Source organism: Bacillus sp. T2.9-1 (assembly GCF_950097965.1).
Lineage (GTDB): Bacteria > Bacillota > Bacilli > Bacillales > Cytobacillaceae > Niallia > Niallia hominis.
This window is the reverse complement of sequence record NZ_CATNHG010000002.1, coordinates 88417-106645: the sequence shown is the minus strand read 5'-3', so window position 1 is coordinate 106645 and position 18229 is coordinate 88417. Positions and strand designations below refer to the sequence as shown.

Below are 18229 nucleotides of genomic sequence, written 5' to 3'. Positions count from 1 at the left end.
AAAACTTTTTCAGATAGTGGGGGGCTAGCCCCCCACTATCTGAACTAACATCTATAGAATTATCAAAGAACAATATTTTAATTGGAAATTACCTCGAAAGAGGACTATAAACTTACTATACGAGGAGTTTTTAATATGTTAGAAGCAGCCATGTGGGGGGCAATTGCTAGCTCTTCATTGCTTGCAGGTTCTGTCATAGGATTATTTCTTTCCATTCCAAAAAGAATTATTGCCTATTTTATGGCTTTAGGAACAGGTATTTTAATAGGTGCCTCTTCTTTTGAACTTTTAATTGAAGCTGTAAATAAAAGTGGTATGTTTACTACTGCTATCGCTTTTTTAGCAGGAGCATGTTTATTTACCATTATTGAAATTTTCCTTTATCGAAAAGGCGGATCTAATCGAAAACGATCACATAAAAATCCAGAGGGACATTCAGGTTTAGCGATTTTTGTCGGTACTTTAATGGATGCTATTCCAGAATCCATGATTATCGGTCTTAGCTTGTTATATACACAAAAAGTGGATCTCCTATTTTTAATAGCAATTTTCATCAGTAACTTTCCAGAATCTTTATCTTCCACAGTAGGATTAAAAAAAGATCAATATTCACATAAAAAAATATTAATGCTTTGGAGTAGTGTGATTGTCATTTCTGCTATTAGTAGCTCAGTTGGGTATTTATTTTTAGAAAATGCTTCCCCTACTATGCTTTCAAGCATTCAGTCATTTGGGGCTGGTGGATTAATTGCGATGGTTTGCTCAACTATGTTGCCAGAAGCATTTGAGCAAGGAGGACCTACCGTAGGATTTGTTGCATGTGTAGGATTAATTTTTTCATTAAGCATGAGTCATATTGGATAGCGGCTGCCGAAAAACATGCTATGTTTTTCGGCAGTTTTACTAGAGGTAAATATAATTAGTATTACTTTGCAATAGATCTTGATGTAGTTACATGTAAAGCAGGATCTTTTGCTTTTCCTTTTTTCTTAGGAAAAATATATAAGTTTAGTGCACCTACAAAGAATGCCCCTCCAACAATATTACCAATCGTAACTGGGATGAGATTGTGCAATGCATTTGCAACGGTAATTGTTTCTGGATGAGGAACAATTAGAGAAATGGCGAAAAGAGCCATATTTGCAACACTATGCTCATAACCTGAAATCATAAAGGAAAATACAATTAATAATGTTGCAATTATTTTCCCGACATCTCCTTTAATATTCATTGGTATCCAAATAGCTAAACAAACTAACCAGTTACAAAGGATTCCTCTAATAAACAATTCTAGTGTTGTAGCACTCATTTTTGAATTGGCTACATCCATAAGCCAAGTTGTTTTGGGAGCTAAGCTAAATAATCCAGAATAATAGATTAATAAAGCAAAAAATAGCGCGCCAACTAAATTACCAAAATACGTAGTAACCCAATTATAAATGGTATCCTTCCAACTTGTTGCTCCAGACAAGGTGCTCATTGCAAAAGCCATGGTGTTGCCAGTAAATAATTCACCTCCACCATAGGAAATAAGTACAAGAGCCATACCAAAAAATAAACTAGTCATCATGTATGTTGCAGGTGAATGAACATCAAAAAAGGGTTGTGCTAAACGATAACATAGCATTAAAGCAAATCCGATATATATTCCTGCTAAAATTGCTTTTACAAAATAACGGAAAAAGGAATCATCAATTGTTTCTTTCTTTTTCATCGCATAGTTGATCGCTTTATCGATAGGGTGTATATCCATTGTAAAACCTTCCTTTCTGTATATAATAATTATACAAAAGGGAAAATGAATTACATTGTGAAAATATGAACATTTCTTAACAATTCATTTATTCCAAAAAGGCACACCCAATACTTTCAATATGATATGTACTTTTTGACCACATCCACTTACACAGCATAAGTTATCTTGATTAGTGTGTCGTGGTTGTTAATTTATTGTTCTGTTGAATGGCTACAGAAAACTGAGATCTTGGCTTTGTAAAGCTAATTTTGATACCGGATTTTTTCATTTTATTTACCAATTCAACTAGCTGTTTTTTAGCCATAGTAACTACTCCTTTACTTCTTATAATAGTTTTAGTGTACTAGAAATTTATGAAGAAATTATGAACAAATCATAAATAAATTTAGACATTATTCTTGTTATTTTAAAAATTTCTTAACCAAGATAATACGTTCTATATTATACATTCTATCCTTGGAAAGAAAACCCTTTATTTTTTGATTATTTTTTACCCTATCCACCTATTATGATAAACATGTTTCCTTTTTTCCATCAGACATATTACATATTTTTATATAAGAAATTCCTATACCGAACCTGGAAACTCTAAAACCAATTGCAATTAGACGCACTTCCTCTAAGAATATATTATTCCCTACTGTTATTTAAATAGATAGAATAGAACGAAAGAACAATTTGATATGTAAGCTTATGAAAATAATTCGCGCTTCTATTCTAAAAATGATATAATTTGAAGGATATTGTAGTTTGGAGGATTTTAAATGATAACAGTTACGAATGTAGGTCTTCGATATGGTGATCGTAAATTATTTGAAGATGTTAATATTAAATTTACACCAGGAAATTGCTATGGATTAATTGGAGCAAATGGTGCTGGAAAGTCCACTTTCCTAAAAATTCTTTCTGGTGAGCTAGAAGCACAATCTGGAAATGTTTCTTTAGGTCCTGGTGAAAGACTTGCTGTTTTAAAGCAGAACCACTTTGAATACGAAGAACATGAAGTGCTTAAAGTAGTAATTATGGGTCATGCAAGATTGTATGAAGTTATGCAGGAAAAAGATGCTATTTATATGAAAGAAAATTTCACAGATGAAGATGGTATGAAAGCAGCTGAGCTAGAAGGAGAATTCGCAGAACTTAATGGTTGGGAAGCCGAATCTGAGGCTGCCATTCTTTTAAAAGGTCTAGGAATTGGTGAAGAACTTCATTCTAAGACAATGGCTGAATTAAACGGTTCCGATAAAGTGAAGGTCTTACTTGCACAAGCTCTTTTCGGTGAACCAGATGTTCTTCTACTAGATGAGCCTACTAACCATCTTGATATAAATGCGATTAAGTGGTTAGAAGAATTTTTAATTAACTTTGAAAATACGGTAATTGTTGTGTCCCATGACAGACATTTCTTAAACAAAGTTTGTACCCATATTGCCGATTTAGATTTCAGCAGAATTCAAATTTATGTTGGTAACTATGATTTCTGGTATGAATCTAGTCAATTAGCAGCTAGAATGGCAAATGATGCAAACAAAAAGAAAGAAGAAAAGATCAAAGAGCTTCAAAACTTTATTGCTCGTTTTAGTGCAAATGCTTCTAAATCGAAACAGGCAACTTCTAGAAAGAAATTACTTGATAAAATTTCGTTAGATGACATTAAGCCATCTTCTAGAAAATATCCATATGTCGCCTTTACACCAGAGCGTGAAATCGGCAATGACTTATTAAGAGTTGAAAACTTATCAAAAACAATTGATGGAGTAAAAGTACTTGATAATGTAAGCTTTATTATGAATAAAGATGATAAAATTGCGCTCGTTGGTCCAAATGAAATTGCTAAAACCACTCTTTTCCGTATTTTAGCAGGCGAATTGGAGCCAGATAGCGGCACTTATAAATGGGGAGTTACCACTTCTCAAAGCTATTTCCCTGCTGAAAACTCAGAGTACTTTAGCAATGATGATGCTACACTTGTGGATTGGCTCCGTCAATATTCTCCAAATGACCAAACAGAAAGCTTCTTAAGAGGATTTTTAGGTCGTATGTTATTTTCAGGTGAAGAAGTGTTGAAAAAGCCTAGTGTTTTATCAGGTGGAGAAAAAGTTCGTTGTATGTTATCTAAAATGATGCTAAGTGGAGCAAATGTACTTCTTTTAGATGAGCCCACAAACCACTTAGATTTAGAATCTATCACAGCTTTAAATAATGGTTTAATTAATTTTAAAGGTTCGTTAATCTTCACTTCTCATGACCACCAATTTGTATCTACAATCGCTAATCGTATTTTGGAAATTACGCCTAGTGGACTTGTTGATAAGCAAATAAATTATGATGAGTATTTAGAAGATGCCGATTTACAAAAAAATATAGCTGCTATGTATAAGTAATAAAAAAAACCGGGATTCCCGGTTTTTTTCTTATCCTCTAGAAGAATGTGATATGCTCTTCTCTAATTTAGCTATTTACAAATGCCCTTGTTTCCCATACTGGTTATCTACTTTATTTAAATACTCAGGTGAAATAGACACTCGAAGCGCCGAATAGGATACGAGCGATTACATATTATATTTGCAATTTAGTTTATTCTGCCTATCGAGGTTACCGTCTAATTGCTCTTCTCTTCATATAAAAAAGAAAGAATAACGCTAACGGAATAATAGAGATGATTCCGGGAAATGAAGATTTCTTCTCTTCTCTTACAGCTTCTTCAGGAATATCTTCTTTAAATGTTTCCTCTGCTGGCAACACTTTTGCTAATTGTATCGATTGTAGAATATCGCCTTTGTCATTTTCAATCATTAATACACCACTTGAGGATACTTCTTCTTCCCCATTTGTCCGAGCAACTGTAATTTTCTCCTCTTTCGTTGTTTCATAGGTTGTCCCATTTACAAAAAACGATTTTCCAGCAGGAATCACTTTATGTGTATATTGATTAAAACCAAAATCAAATAAATCCTCCGTATCATTATATACATCCCGCTTATAATTCCCTTTTAATACAATAGCTACTAGTTGTAGCTCTCCATTATCTGCTGTTGTTGCCAATGTTTGTTTCGACTCATTAACAAATCCGGTTTTTCCACCAGTAACCTTATCATATGGTCTAGATCCATTTACCATTTGATGATGACTAACTAAGGTCGTGTCCCAAGATAATCCATCCCATTTTAATTCATTTGTTCCAAATATCTCTCTAAACGTTTCATTTCGCATTGCATATTGCGTAATTAATGCTAAATCGTTAGCCGTTGTATAATGATCTTTATGAAAAAGACCATTGGGATTTTTGAAGTTTGTGGAATGAACATTTACTTCTTCTTTTAAAAACTGATTTATATTCTTTTCAAAATTACTAATTGAACCATCAAGATATTCTGCAATAGCTACTGCTGCGTCATTTCCAGAATTAATTAACATTCCATCAAGCAAATGTCTTAATGTTACTTGTTCCCCTTTTTCTAAATAAACTCTTGTCCCCTCTGTTGAATATGCATTGTCACTAACTGTAATGACATCATCCATATTACCTTTTTCTATTGCATATATTGCTGTTGCTATTTTGGTTAAACTCGCAGGATACATTCTCTTATATCCATTCTTTTCAAATAATACTGCTCCCGTATCACTATCTAATAAGAATGCCGCCTCGCTTACTAGTTCTGGTTCCCCATTTTCTTTTGCTTGACTTATTGTAGGAAGACTCACTAGTAGTAATACGAAACAGATCGTGATGATTGTTTCTCTCATTTTCCCCCACCTATTATTTTTCTGTGTTTAAATACCATGACTATTGTACCAAATAAATTTAAATAATAAAGAACATCTATCATTTTGTCACAAAATTGAAATCCTTTTGTCTTTTAAACAATAAATATTGATCTATACGTAAAGGGTACTACTCACTTGTTAAGCCCCTTAGAATAGCTGTTGCATTTTTCTTGATCTTTTTACTGATTTCCATTAAGAGAAGGAATACTGCCATTAAAAATGGTAGGAGATAATAGCCGACACGATACAAAAATAGGACAATTAGCATCTGTTCTGACTCTACACCTAATGATTCAATCCCCCATAAAAATATTAATTCAAAAGAGCCCATTCCCCCTGGAATCATACTGATAATGCCTGTACAGGCAGCAACTAAAAATAACAAGAAGAAATCCCCGACAGAGACAGGAAGCGCAATTAGTTTTGCAATTAAAAATAAATAGGAAAACAAGAAAATCCATTCCATGAGCGACACACATATTAAACCAAGGATTTGTTCTCTTTCAAAAACAAAGTTATGTAATTTTACCTTCTGATAACTAACGACCAAAACAGGAAATATTAAGCCTACAACAATAATGCTAGCAAATATCCAAATATGTTCATCTATTAAATTTAATCTTTTACTATATAAGATAGCAATCCATGCCAAAATACTAATCCCTGTTAAATAAAATAAAGTTACAACAGCAATCCCTTTTAATAATTTCTTACGATCTGTTTCATATTGCTTGTAAAAAAAGTTTCGTAAAGCGATACCTATTAGTCCACCAAAACCAACTAAGTTAGAAATTGAATTGCTTATAAAAGAATATTTCCCTAATTCTACAAAGGGGATATCCTTCTTTAAATGCTTTGCAAGATAAAAATCGTAAAAAAACATTGGTAAGGTTGCCATGAACCCCCCTATCACAATATAAAACAAGCTCTGAATAGGGATTATCTGCAAGTATCCATATATAAGGTGTATATCTGTTGAAACAATCATATTCTTTATTTCTCGCACAACGATGATAAATAGGACAATTGGTAAGAGTATCTTAGCCATATTAATCCAGATTTTTTTCATACCGTTTGACATATTTACCACCTCTTACATGATGTTTGAATAATTCTATCCATTCTGACCTAGGATTAATCATATATTAAAAATATTAGTAAAGAAAAGGAAATTTTTAAAACTACTTTCTTTCTATCAATCGTTTATTTCTTATCAATAGTATGGTCAAAATGTAAATCACTATTCTATTAAAAGGAAAACTTCTCCTCTTCTCCAATTTTTACTGTATAAATTTTATACACCTTCACACTATTGTATAACAGTTTGATAAAATAACCAAAAAATTATATAACAGTTGTTTTCGATTTTTTTTACAACCCCTCCTTAACCATCTTTGCTTTTTCGTCTTAATCCCTTGATGTTATTGATGTTCACATTTATGCCACAGAATATTCGCAAGATGTACACATTTATTGTGATAGTTATCACATAAAATCTGTTATAGTTAAAACAGAAAGAAAAAAGCTTTCTGTTATATATTTTTATTAAATCATGAGGTGATTATAATGGAAAAAGTAGAAACAACTAATTATTGGGAAGGCTTTAAAAAAGGTTCTTGGCAAAAAGAAGTAAATGTTCGTGACTTCATCTTAAAAAACTTTAATCCGTATTTCGGAGATTCTACATTCTTATCTGGTCCAACATTAGAAACTACACAATTATGGGAACAAGTAATGGAATTAAGTAAATTAGAAAGAGAAAGAGGCGGTGTTTACGATTTAGATACTGATATCGTATCAACGATTACTTCTCACGGTCCTGGTTACTTAGATAAAGCAAAGGAAAAAGTTGTTGGTGTTCAGACAGATGAGCCTTTCAAACGTTCTTTCCAACCAAACGGTGGTATTAGAATGGCAGTTCAAGCTTGTGAATCTTATGGCTATAAAGCAGACGAAGAATTAGAAAAATTCTTTACCGAACACCGCAAAACTCACAATGCTGGAGTATTTGATGCCTATACTGATGAAATGAGATTAGCAAGAAAAGCTGCAATCATTACTGGTCTTCCAGATGCTTATGGCCGCGGAAGAATTATTGGTGACTATCGCCGTGTTGCACTATACGGAGTAGACTTCTTAATCAACGAAAAACAAAAAGATAAAAAAGCTACAAGCTCCGTTATGACAGAAGAAACTATCCGATTAAGAGAAGAACTTTCTGAACAAATTCGTGCATTAAACGAATTAAAAGAATTGGGAGCAAGCTACGGATTTGATTTATCAAAACCAGCAGCAAATGCTCAAGAAGCTTTCCAATGGGTATATCTTGGCTACCTTGCAGCAATTAAAGAACAAAACGGTGCAGCAATGAGCTTAGGACGTGTATCTACATTCTTAGATATTTATGTAGAAAGAGATTTGGAGAATGGCACCTTAACAGAAAAAGAAGCTCAAGAAATTGTCGATCACTTTATTATGAAGCTTCGTCTTGTAAAATTTGCTCGTACTCCTGACTATAACGAATTATTTAGTGGTGACCCAACATGGGTAACAGAATCTATTGGTGGTATGGCTAATGATGGAAGACCTTTAGTAACAAAGAACTCATTCCGCTTCCTTCATACATTAGACAATCTAGGACCTGCTCCAGAGCCAAACTTAACAGTTCTTTGGTCCACTCAGTTACCTGAAAACTTTAAAAAATTCTGTTCTCAAATGTCTATTCAAACGAGCGCTATCCAATATGAGAACGATGATATCATGAAACCTCAATGGGGAGATGATTACGGTATTGCGTGCTGTGTTTCCGCAATGGCAATCGGTAAGCAAATGCAGTTCTTCGGTGCACGTGCTAACCTTGCGAAATGTTTATTATATGCAATCAATGGTGGTAAAGACGAGAAATTTAAAATCCAAGTTGGTCCTAAATTTGCGCCAATAACTTCTGAATATCTAGACTACAAAGAAGTAAGTGAAAAATTCGATAATATGATGGAATGGTTAGCTGGACTATATATTAACACATTAAACGTTATCCATTATATGCATGACAAATACAGCTATGAAAGAATAGAAATGGCTCTTCACGACACAGAAATCCTTCGTACAATGGCTACAGGTATTGCAGGATTAAGCGTTGTAGCAGACTCATTAAGTGCAATTAAATATGCGAAAGTAAAAGTTATCAGAGACGAAAATGGTCTTGCTGTTGATTTTGAAACAGAAGGCGATTTCCCTAAATACGGAAACAATGATGATGCGGTTGATAGCATTGCGGTTGGTATTGTTGAAAGCTTTATGAAAAAATTACGTAAACATCAAACATATCGTAATTCTATGCATACTATGTCTATCTTAACAATCACTTCAAACGTTGTGTATGGTAAGAAAACTGGTAATACTCCAGATGGACGACGTGCAGGTGAACCATTTGCTCCAGGAGCTAACCCAATGCATGGACGTGATACAAAAGGAACTTTAGCTTCTCTATCTTCTGTAGCTAAATTACCTTACGATTACTCATTAGACGGAATTTCAAACACATTCTCTATTGTGCCGAAAGCATTAGGTAAAGAAGATGATATCCGTGTAAATAACTTAGTATCTATCCTTGATGGCTATGCAACAAAAGCGGGTCACCACTTAAATGTTAACGTATTTAACAGAGAAACATTATTAGATGCTATGGAACACCCAGAATTGTATCCACAATTAACTATCCGTGTATCTGGATATGCAGTAAACTTTATTAAATTAACACGTGAGCAACAACAAGACGTTATTAGTCGTACTTTCCACGAATCTATGTAATGTAAGTTTGGTCGAGGGATTATTCTTAATCCCTCTTCCCTACCTCTTACAGTATTACTTCGAAATTCCGTGGGTCTATTATAAGGAGGAATTAATCATGAACGGCAATATACATTCAATTGAAACATTTGGAACGGTAGATGGTCCTGGTATTCGCTATGTTGTGTTTACACAAGGCTGCTTACTTCGCTGCCAATTTTGTCATAACGCAGACACTTGGGAAATTGGTACTGGGAAACAAATGTCAGTTATGGACATTATGAATGATTTAAAAACATACCTTCCTTTTATCGAACCTTCTGGTGGAGGTATTACTGTAAGTGGCGGGGAGCCATTACTACAAATTCCATTTTTAATCGAGTTATTTAAAGAATGTAAAAAACTCGGTATTCACACAACCATTGACTCTTCTGGCGGTTGCTATTCTAAAGCTCCCTTATTTCAAGAACAGTTAGACGAATTAATGAAATATACCGATTTAGTTTTACTCGATTTAAAACATATCGACCGTAGAAAACATATTAAACTAACAGGAATGGGCAATGATCATATATTAGATTTCGCTAAATATTTATCAAACAAAAAAATACCTATCTGGGTAAGACATGTATTAGTACCAACGATTAATGATACGGAAGAAGACCTAACAAGATTAAGTGATTTTATTGCCACATTAGAAAACGTAGAAAAAATCGATATTCTTCCTTACCACAAATTAGGTGTCTATAAATGGGAAACACTAGGACTAGAATATCCGCTACAAGGAATTGAACCACCTACCCAAGAATCTGTTGAGTTCGCTACTACTATTCTGAATAGAAGCATGTAGATAAAGCTTATATAAAAGAGGTATGATTTCACTACATGAAACCATACCTCTTTATTATTCCTCTAATTAAACATCTCTGTTTCCATATGCAGGATAGGGCGGAAATGGTTGCTGCGGTCGGTTACCATGGCGTTTTTTTCCTATCTTAAATTCATATTCAAAGGATACAGGAATATTTAAAAAAACAAAATCAACATCAAATACTTTCATTATAGAATATGCTAAATTTAAGGACATGTTTATGCAAAGTTCTTATTTTGATAAAGAAATAATAGGATAATTAGCTTTTTATAAAAAAAGGAACCGAATAAATATTCGACTCCTCGTTTTTTCTATTATGCTTTCCACCATTCGTCAAACATAGAAACTGGAACTTGTCGTTTATGCTCTGTTACTAAATAGCGTGCTTCTATTTTTTCAGCAACGTCTGAACTAACTTCTTTTCCTTCTAAATAATCATCTAGTTGATCGTAAGTTATTCCAAGCTCTGTTTCATCAGCTTGTCCCGGTTTATTGTCTAATAAATCAGCTGTTGGAACTTTTAGATAAATTGCTTCTTCTGCATTTAATTCTTTTAATAGTTGCTTCCCTTGTCTTTTAGACAAGCCTGTTAAAGGTAGAATATCAGCACCACCATCACCATATTTTGTAAAGAAGCCTGTAACAGCTTCAGCTGCATGGTCCGTACCAATAACAAGTAGATTCTCCTGGCCGCCAATTGCATATTGAGCAATCATACGCATTCTAGCCTTTACATTTCCTTTATGATAATCGGATAATGATGTTTCACTCATTCCATCAAATACTTCTTTTACACCATCGACCGGCGTTTTTACATTAAATACATATTCTTTGTCCGCTTTGATAAATTCTAATGCACGTATCGCATCTACTTCATCTGCCTGAACTCCATATGGTAGTCTTACCGCAATAAAGGTTGCGTCATATCCTTCCTCACGTAATTGTTCCACTGCAAGTTGTGCTAATCTCCCAGCTAATGATGAATCTTGACCACCACTTATTCCTAAGACAAAGCCTTTCGCTTTCGCTTTTTTTGCATAATCCTTTAAAAACTGGACTCTTTTTTCAATTTCCTCTTTCGCATTAATTTCAGGTTGGACATTTAAATCCTTCATAATTTTTTGTTGTAAGCTACTCATGATTTTTCCTCCTTATTTTCGATTTTGAATAGTTACCTTTACTTTTTCTAAAAGATTCATTTTATTTTCCCAACATAATGGGCTTAAATCTACAGGGTATTCTTCTGGATTTAAAGAACGCTTATATTCATCCCATAGTATTTCTAAGCTTTGCTGTGAATACTTTTGAATCGCAAAGATATCAGGCGTATCATATACTAATTTTCCATTTATAAATATATCTTGGTGAATATCTACAGCTGTAAAATTCGTAACGAATTTACTGATATACGTATGGGTTGGATGGAACATCTTTAAACGCTCTTCCGTTTCTGGATGTTCCGATTCTAAACAAATATAATCCCCTTCTGACTTCCCATTTATATCGTTTATAATTCGATATACCCTTTTTAGCCCAGGTGTAGTCACTTTTTCTGGGTTGCCACTAATTTTTATCGTATCTTGCATCGTACCATCCTCGTCTTCTATCGAAACAAGTTTATAAACACCACCAAGAGCTGGTTGATCATATGCAGTAATTAATTTCGTGCCAATTCCCCAAATATCTATTTTTGCACCTTGTGCTTTTAAGTTAATGATTGTATATTCATCAAGATCATTACTTGCAACTATTTTTGCATCTGTAAAACCTGCTTCATCGAGCATTTTCCTTGCTTCTTTCGATAAGTAAGCAAGGTCTCCACTGTCTAAGCGAACACCGCGAAAATTAATGCTTTCTCCTAATTCTTTCGCCACTTTAATTGCAGTTGGCACACCAGAACGCAAAGTATCATAGGTGTCTACTAAAAACACACAGTCCTTATGTCTTCTTGCGTATTTGTGAAAAGCAATATACTCTTCATGATATGCCTGAATCATGGAATGGGCATGTGTTCCAGAAATAGGTATTCCAAATAGCTTCCCTGCTCTAACATTCGAAGTGGAACTAAAACCGCCAATAAAGGCAGCGCGTGTACCCCAGAGGGCTGCATCTAACTCATGGGCACGTCTGCTTCCAAACTCCATTGCTATTTCATCACCAATCACATTTTTAATTCTTGAAGCTTTAGTCGCAATCAATGTTTGGTAATTCACAATATTTAAAATAGCTGTTTCTACGATTTGTGCTTGCGCAAGAGGTGCTTCTATTCTCATTAATGGTTCATTTGCAAAAACAACTTCGCCTTCTTTAACTGAACGCAAGCTGCCAGTAAACTGTAAATCCTTTAAATAAGCAAGAAAATCCTCTTTAAACCCTTCTTGTCTTAAATAGTCAATATCATTTTCTGAAAAATGGAGACTCTCTAAATACTGAATAACTCTCTCCAGTCCTGCAAATACGGCATAGCCATTATGAAATGGTAATTTTCTAAAATAAACTTCAAAGACAGCATTCTTTTCTGCAATACCATCTTCCCAGTATGTTTCTGCCATATTAATTTGGTATAAATCGGTATGTAACATTAAACTGTCATCTTCATAATTAAAACTCATTATAATCCTCCTGCTACCCTTAAACGACTAAAGGATCCTTGCTCCTAGTACATTTTTAAAGTGCTCCAATGCCCACTGATGGCCAATTTCATTAAATGTTGCTACGGCATTTTCATATATATGGATATTATACCCATGATTATAAGCATCAACAGCAGTATGCAATACACAAATATCTGTACAAACGCCAACTAGATAGATATCTTTTATTGACCTTTCTTGCAATTTAATATGTAAGTCTGTGCCAGCAAAAGCACTGTATCTAGTCTTATCGATCCAATAAACATTGGTTAACTCTTTATTATTTTCATATGTTTTTTGAAGTGCTCCATACAACTCTCTTCCCTTGGTTCCAGCTATATTATGAGGTGGGAAAAGCTTAGATTCTGGATGATAATTATCATTTAATGTATGCAAATCAATGGCAAACACCGTATAATCTCCATTTTCGATAAAACGCTCTGTTATACTCACAATTTCTTTTTCTATCGCAATGCCAGGTATCCCACATGGTAAATTGCCCTCTACAAAGTCAAAAGTATAATCAATATTAATTAGAGCTTTCATTAAATCCCCCTTCATCTTCCACTTATGATAATAAAATAAGATGATTTCGCAAATTTTGTTTTATCTGAACAAATGGGAGTATATCTTATAATTGCTGATAGTTGATGCACTATTTAATAGTTACATCTATTACATCAAGTTCAGTAATAAACGAATTTATGAAACATCCGCGGTTTTATTTAAACTATCCTTTATTATACCATTCATTTTATTTTTTCCTATTGTAAATACTCAATTCTTCTGATTTTATCGAAAGGAAATCCTCCGCTTTTTATAAAATGGTAAATAATCACATTGTTTTTGTGTTACTAATAAATTGTCATAAATATTTCATAATCTCTTTAAAATTCTACTATAGTCCCAGTTGCAAATTGCTTTTCAACGGTGATTTCGATATAATTTTATTGTTCACTAATAATGAGGTGTATAAATGATTGATTTATTATTAGACTTTACATTTTTTCCTAGTTATCAAACGGTTTACTATACATTTTTAGTAGGTCTAGTACTGAAATACTTATGGGATTGGAATATAAAGACTACCATCCAACAGGAATTCTTTGCGACAGAACAGAAATTGTCGCTAGATGTTTCAATCACAACAATAAATATGAATGTTCAAAAATATAATACTCCTATTTTGCACTGGATTGTTAAAAATATCCGTAAAAGAATAGAGAGTTCTCACGATGATCCAGAAAAACCTAATTTCTCAATTGTTTTCTAATCATTAACTAACAATTTGGAGGAATTACATTGAAAAAAATATCTAGAAATACATTATTAATCATGCTTTTAAGTTTATCAACTATTTTATTAAGTGCTTGTTCTTCATCCACAACAGGAAATAATGATGGGTTTTTCCATAAAGTATTTGTAGAACCTTTCATAGCGATTATTCATGGGACTGCTGATGTCTTTGCTGGAAGCTATGGTCTTGCGATTATTCTTATCACATTAGTGATCCGCTTAGTCCTTATGCCATTAATGCTAAAGCAATATAAAAACCAACAGCATATGAAAGGAAAAATGGAACTTATTAAACCTGAAATGGATGCTATCCAGAAAAAAATCAAAAGCACAAAAGATCAAAAAGAGCAGCAAAAACTACAAATGGAAATGATGGATTTATACAAGAAGAATAATATTAATCCCTTAAATATCGGTTGTTTGCCTATGCTGATTCAAATGCCAATTTTAATGGGTTTCTATTATGCAATCCGCGGTTCTCATGAAATAGCTAGCCATTCTTTCTTATGGTTTAATTTAGGTCAATCTGACCTTATTTTAACTGCATTAGCAGGAATTGTTTATTATCTGCAGTTTAGAGTTTCTCAAAGTACTATGACACAAGAACAAAAAAAGCAAATGCGCATAATGGGATTACTATCTCCTGTCATGATCGTTATGGTTTCTTTAAATGCACCTGCAGCTTTACCGCTCTATTGGACTGTCGGCGGTATCTTTCTAACCTTTCAATCCTTGTTAGGGAGAAAGCTATATCCTCCACAACCCATTAACGCAAAAGTAGTTACAGAGAAATAATGATAAAGGACAAATTTTACTGAAAGCTATTCTAGTAAAATTTGTCCTTTTTCTTTCTTCCTATTTGAAAGACTTATTTATAAGATTAAAGCAAGTTTCCAACCTGCTAGACAAAATAAAATCCCTCCAAAAAAGGTTCCTAAAGAATAAAGGAAAAAAGCTCCATTTTTCTTTTCTCTCATTAATGTTACAGCTTCAACTGCTAATGTTGAAAAGGTTGTATATGCTCCCAAAAAACCAACTGCCATAATAAAATATATACTTGTATATACCTTCAATCCCACTAGTAATCCTAATAGGAACGATCCACTAATATTTACAATCATTGTTGGAATAGGGATACTTGACTGTATTCTTTTTTTCAATTCATTAATAAGTGCAAATCGACTGATGGCACCAAGAAATGCCCCCAACCCGATTAATAGAAGGTTATTAAGCATTTGATCGACTCCACTTTCTTTCTCCCAATTTTAATCCTATAACTGCAAACATAAATCCGAATACAGCACTACCAGCTACGTAAAATGTTGCAAGTAAATAATTCCCTACAGCTACTAACTGTACAGCATCCATGCTAAGTGTGGATAAAGTTGTAAAAGAACCAATCATTCCTGTTCCAATCGCTGTTGCATATACTGATTTAATCTTTTGTTTTTTGATAATTGCACTGGTGAACCATCCTAAAACAAAAGAACCAATAGTATTTATCACCATTGTCTGAAAGGGAAATTCATACGGAAAAGGAACTTGGCCAACTACATATCTTAATATACTTCCAATTACTCCACCAAGCCCAACATAAAAATAACTCATGATTTATTCATCCTCTTGACTATTATATAAATTATAAAAAGGGTTGTAATGAAAAACAAAAAAGATGTCTCTAAAATGCTATTCGTTATGTTTAAGGAGAGGGATTCTATTAGCGAATTGGTCCTCCTATTCATAACTGAATTGCTCATTTAAGACATCTAATCTTCTTATATTGTTTGAAAGTAATCCTTGTAAAATCCGCCGACTTTACCGGTATTATCAACTACAAAGTAAAATTCCTCTGTTTCGTTTTTCACTTCATATTCTTTTCCAACAGTTAACACTCTATTAACAATGTATTTGCTTGCATCGGTATGTATACATTTTACTCTTTTAATGGTTTGTTTATTTTCCCAATTTTGATGTATCATTTCTTTGCTCCTTTCATTCTAGTACTATCCTAGTATAAAGGGAAACCGATACATAGTGCAACATGTTCTCATTATGAAACTAAATTCTCTTTTTCCTTTACCATCCACTTAATCTTATTTCTTTCAAAAGTAAACCATTTTCCTGTATATGCTTGTAAAAAAGTCACATAGCAAACGCCATTTATCCAATCTAAGCGTTTGAAATCCATTGCATAATAGGATGTATGATCATACTTGATAACATATAAATTATTATGTTCTTGAATATACATATTATGACCTTCTTTCTATGATGTCGATAATAATCTATACCACAGAAGGAGTATCCATTAAACCAAAAGAGTTATTATGTTAGAAACATTTTTTTGACTGTTTGTTTCTATATGCTCGCCAACTTTCCTCTGTTATTTCTTGTTGCAGCATTTCTTCTTGATTACAGACATATACAAATGCTTGCCAAGTTTCATTGTCCCTATATACTGTCACTTCTTTCCGTACATAGAGATTATCCTTTCCTTCAGGCTCATAATCTTCAAATGCATCAAGTATAGATACTTCTTCTACTGGGACTTCGTATAATTCTCCAAATACTTTTTTATGATTATCTATGATTAAAAAAGGATATTCTAAGCTAGCATCATATAATCTCCCGTAAATCCAAACGTCTTCAGCAACACATGTATAATTTGTCATCATAAAATAATTCACTTCATTCTTTAACAAGGAGCCATATACAAAAACTAGTACGGTGTCATTGTCTTTCATAATCTACTCCTTTCTTTTTAAAAGTTTAGAGGAAAAATTATTCAAGTATAAAAAGAATACAGGTGGTTTCCATGTGAAAACCACCTGTATCTATTTAAATCATTACTTATGCTTCAAATAATAAAGATTCTGGATCCTCTAGTAATGCTTTAATTCTAGCTAGGAAGGTAACGGCTTCTTTCCCATCGATAATTCGATGATCGTAGGAAAGCGCAAGATACATCATTGGACGATTTTCCATTCTTTCTGCATCAATTGCGACAGGGCGTAATTGAATTTTATGCATTCCGAGTATTCCAACCTGTGGCCCATTAAGAATTGGAGTAGATAACAAGGAGCCGAACACACCACCGTTAGTAATGGTAAATGTACCACCTTGCAAATCGCTCAAGGAAAGTTTATTATTTCTAGCTTTACTAGCAAAACCTAAAATTTCCCCTTCAATTTCTGCGAAGTTTTTTCGGTCCGCATCTCTTAATACAGGTACAACAAGTCCTTCGTCTGTTGAAACGGCAATACCAATATCATAATATTTTTTCAATACGATTTGATCGCCTTGAATTTCTGCATTTAGTAGCGGCGCTTTCTTTAAAGCAGCTACGACAGCTTTTGTAAAGAAAGACATAAATCCGAGCTTCACATCATTCTCTTTTTGGAACGTATCTTTCCGACGATTTCTAAGTGCCATAATATTTGTCATATCTACTTCATTAAAAGTAGTCAGCATTGCTGTATTTTGTTTTACTTCTAATAGGCGATTAGCAATAGTTTGTCTTCTTCTTGTCATTCTAACTCTTTCTACTCGGTTATCCATTTCAGCGGCAGGAGTGGATGTAGCTGCTTTGGGAGCTTGTGATGGCTGAGCTGCTGGAACTTCAACTTGCTTTTGCTCAAATGCTGCTACATCTTGTGCTCTAACTCTTCCTAACGGATCATTTGTTTTTACTGCAGCTAAATCAATTCCTCGCTCACGTGCCAATTTGCGAGCTGCTGGAGAAGCAATCGGAAGTTGTTTCGTACCCGATAAATCTTCTTGTACCTTAGGCTGTTCTGCTTGTGGAGCTTCTGTTATTTCCTCTGCAACTTGCTTTTCTTCTACTACTTCTACTGCTTTTGGTTGTTCAGCTGCTGCCCCTTGTGCATTTACAATCGCAATTGTTTCCCCAACTTGGACAGTGTCTCCTTCACTTGCTTTTAATTCTTGAATAATGCCACTTTCTTCCGAAATAATTTCCACATTTACTTTATCTGTTTCTAGTTCAACAATATAATCTCCCTTTTCTACGTACTCCCCTGTTTTCTTCAACCATTGTGCTACTGTTCCCTCTGTAATGGATTCAGCTAATTCTGGTACCTTAATCTCTGCCATTTT

At 33.7% G+C, this 18229-nt stretch carries 20 protein-coding genes; 6 read left to right on the top strand and 14 right to left on the bottom strand.

Annotation, left to right across the window (positions count from 1 at the left end; genetic code table 11):
- Positions 1–135 precede the first annotated feature (135 nt).
- Positions 136–864 carry a ZIP family metal transporter gene (locus QQZ16_RS01490; RefSeq protein WP_031536555.1) on the top strand — a complete coding sequence of 243 codons (729 nt, stop codon included), beginning with the start codon at positions 136–138 and terminating at the stop codon, positions 862–864.
- A 61-nt stretch (positions 865–925) separates the two neighbouring features.
- Here the strand turns inward: QQZ16_RS01490 and QQZ16_RS01485 are convergent, their stop codons facing one another.
- Both QQZ16_RS01485 and QQZ16_RS01480 read right to left on the bottom strand, forming a co-directional pair.
- On the bottom strand, positions 926–1753 hold the full coding sequence (locus QQZ16_RS01485; RefSeq protein ID WP_031536556.1) for a formate/nitrite transporter family protein: 828 nt from the start codon (positions 1751–1753) through the stop codon (positions 926–928).
- 172 nt (positions 1754–1925) lie between these two features.
- A complete protein-coding gene (locus QQZ16_RS01480) occupies positions 1926–2060 on the bottom strand; it encodes a hypothetical protein (protein WP_268817967.1) in 135 nt (44 codons plus the stop codon).
- Positions 2061–2520: 460 nt separating this feature from the next.
- Between QQZ16_RS01480 and QQZ16_RS01475 the strand changes: the two genes are divergently transcribed.
- Positions 2521–4140, top strand: a complete 1620-nt coding sequence (locus QQZ16_RS01475) for an ABC-F family ATP-binding cassette domain-containing protein (protein WP_235252706.1) — start codon at positions 2521–2523, stop codon at positions 4138–4140.
- 211 nt (positions 4141–4351) lie between these two features.
- Here the strand turns inward: QQZ16_RS01475 and QQZ16_RS01470 are convergent, their stop codons facing one another.
- Together QQZ16_RS01470 and QQZ16_RS01465 are read right to left on the bottom strand one after the other, a co-directional pair.
- Positions 4352–5503, bottom strand: a complete 1152-nt coding sequence (locus QQZ16_RS01470; protein WP_235252705.1) for a D-alanyl-D-alanine carboxypeptidase family protein — start codon at positions 5501–5503, stop codon at positions 4352–4354.
- A gap of 148 nt (positions 5504–5651) precedes the next feature.
- Positions 5652–6605, bottom strand: coding sequence for a lysylphosphatidylglycerol synthase domain-containing protein (locus QQZ16_RS01465; protein WP_235252704.1), 954 nt, complete (start codon positions 6603–6605; stop codon positions 5652–5654).
- Between the two features lie 485 nt (positions 6606–7090).
- On the opposite strand from QQZ16_RS01465, the gene pflB reads away from it, so the two are divergent.
- Both pflB and pflA read left to right on the top strand, forming a co-directional pair.
- Complete coding sequence (pflB, locus tag QQZ16_RS01460) at positions 7091–9334, top strand: formate C-acetyltransferase (protein WP_235252703.1); 2244 nt, start codon at positions 7091–7093, stop codon at positions 9332–9334.
- A 97-nt stretch (positions 9335–9431) separates the two neighbouring features.
- Entirely contained in the window at positions 9432–10163 is a 732-nt protein-coding gene (pflA, locus tag QQZ16_RS01455) for a pyruvate formate-lyase-activating protein (RefSeq protein WP_235252702.1), read from the top strand.
- 66 nt (positions 10164–10229) lie between these two features.
- On the opposite strand, the gene QQZ16_RS01450 is transcribed toward pflA, so the two are convergent.
- From QQZ16_RS01450 to QQZ16_RS01435, 4 genes are all read right to left on the bottom strand, one after another.
- The gene (locus QQZ16_RS01450; RefSeq protein ID WP_284560994.1) at positions 10230–10373 is read right to left on the bottom strand and encodes a hypothetical protein; all 144 of its coding nucleotides are present in this window, start codon (positions 10371–10373) and stop codon (positions 10230–10232) included.
- A gap of 125 nt (positions 10374–10498) precedes the next feature.
- On the bottom strand, positions 10499–11323 hold the full coding sequence (nadE, locus tag QQZ16_RS01445; protein ID WP_031538740.1) for an ammonia-dependent NAD(+) synthetase: 825 nt from the start codon (positions 11321–11323) through the stop codon (positions 10499–10501).
- A gap of 12 nt (positions 11324–11335) precedes the next feature.
- Positions 11336–12796 carry a nicotinate phosphoribosyltransferase gene (locus QQZ16_RS01440; protein ID WP_031538738.1) on the bottom strand — a complete coding sequence of 487 codons (1461 nt, stop codon included), beginning with the start codon at positions 12794–12796 and terminating at the stop codon, positions 11336–11338.
- 27 nt (positions 12797–12823) lie between these two features.
- On the bottom strand, positions 12824–13363 hold the full coding sequence (locus tag QQZ16_RS01435) for a cysteine hydrolase family protein (protein ID WP_031538736.1): 540 nt from the start codon (positions 13361–13363) through the stop codon (positions 12824–12826).
- Positions 13364–13793: 430 nt separating this feature from the next.
- On the opposite strand from QQZ16_RS01435, the gene QQZ16_RS01430 reads away from it, so the two are divergent.
- Both QQZ16_RS01430 and yidC read left to right on the top strand, forming a co-directional pair.
- Positions 13794–14090 (top strand): hypothetical protein, encoded by a 297-nt coding sequence (locus tag QQZ16_RS01430; RefSeq protein WP_235249203.1) that lies wholly within the window; start codon positions 13794–13796, stop codon positions 14088–14090.
- Positions 14091–14119: 29 nt separating this feature from the next.
- Positions 14120–14908 carry a membrane protein insertase YidC gene (gene yidC / locus QQZ16_RS01425; protein WP_235249217.1) on the top strand — a complete coding sequence of 263 codons (789 nt, stop codon included), beginning with the start codon at positions 14120–14122 and terminating at the stop codon, positions 14906–14908.
- Positions 14909–14985: 77 nt separating this feature from the next.
- Here the strand turns inward: yidC and QQZ16_RS01420 are convergent, their stop codons facing one another.
- The 6 genes from QQZ16_RS01420 to odhB all read right to left on the bottom strand — a co-directional run bounded on the left by QQZ16_RS01420 (position 14986) and on the right by odhB (position 18226).
- Entirely contained in the window at positions 14986–15348 is a 363-nt protein-coding gene (locus QQZ16_RS01420) for a fluoride efflux transporter FluC (protein WP_031538732.1), read from the bottom strand.
- The gene (locus tag QQZ16_RS01415) at positions 15341–15721 is read right to left on the bottom strand and encodes a fluoride efflux transporter FluC (RefSeq protein ID WP_031538730.1); all 381 of its coding nucleotides are present in this window, start codon (positions 15719–15721) and stop codon (positions 15341–15343) included. Before QQZ16_RS01415 ends, QQZ16_RS01420 begins: the two co-directional genes overlap by 8 nt.
- Before the next feature lie 167 nt (positions 15722–15888).
- Positions 15889–16092 (bottom strand): DUF6501 family protein, encoded by a 204-nt coding sequence (locus QQZ16_RS01410; RefSeq protein ID WP_031538728.1) that lies wholly within the window; start codon positions 16090–16092, stop codon positions 15889–15891.
- Positions 16093–16163: 71 nt separating this feature from the next.
- Positions 16164–16364, bottom strand: a complete 201-nt coding sequence (locus QQZ16_RS01405) for a hypothetical protein (RefSeq protein WP_031538726.1) — start codon at positions 16362–16364, stop codon at positions 16164–16166.
- Positions 16365–16443: 79 nt separating this feature from the next.
- Positions 16444–16857 (bottom strand): gamma-glutamylcyclotransferase family protein, encoded by a 414-nt coding sequence (locus QQZ16_RS01400; RefSeq protein ID WP_235249219.1) that lies wholly within the window; start codon positions 16855–16857, stop codon positions 16444–16446.
- Positions 16858–16963: 106 nt separating this feature from the next.
- Positions 16964–18226 carry a 2-oxoglutarate dehydrogenase complex dihydrolipoyllysine-residue succinyltransferase gene (gene odhB / locus QQZ16_RS01395; RefSeq protein WP_235249233.1) on the bottom strand — a complete coding sequence of 421 codons (1263 nt, stop codon included), beginning with the start codon at positions 18224–18226 and terminating at the stop codon, positions 16964–16966.
- Positions 18227–18229: the final 3 nt, after the last annotated feature.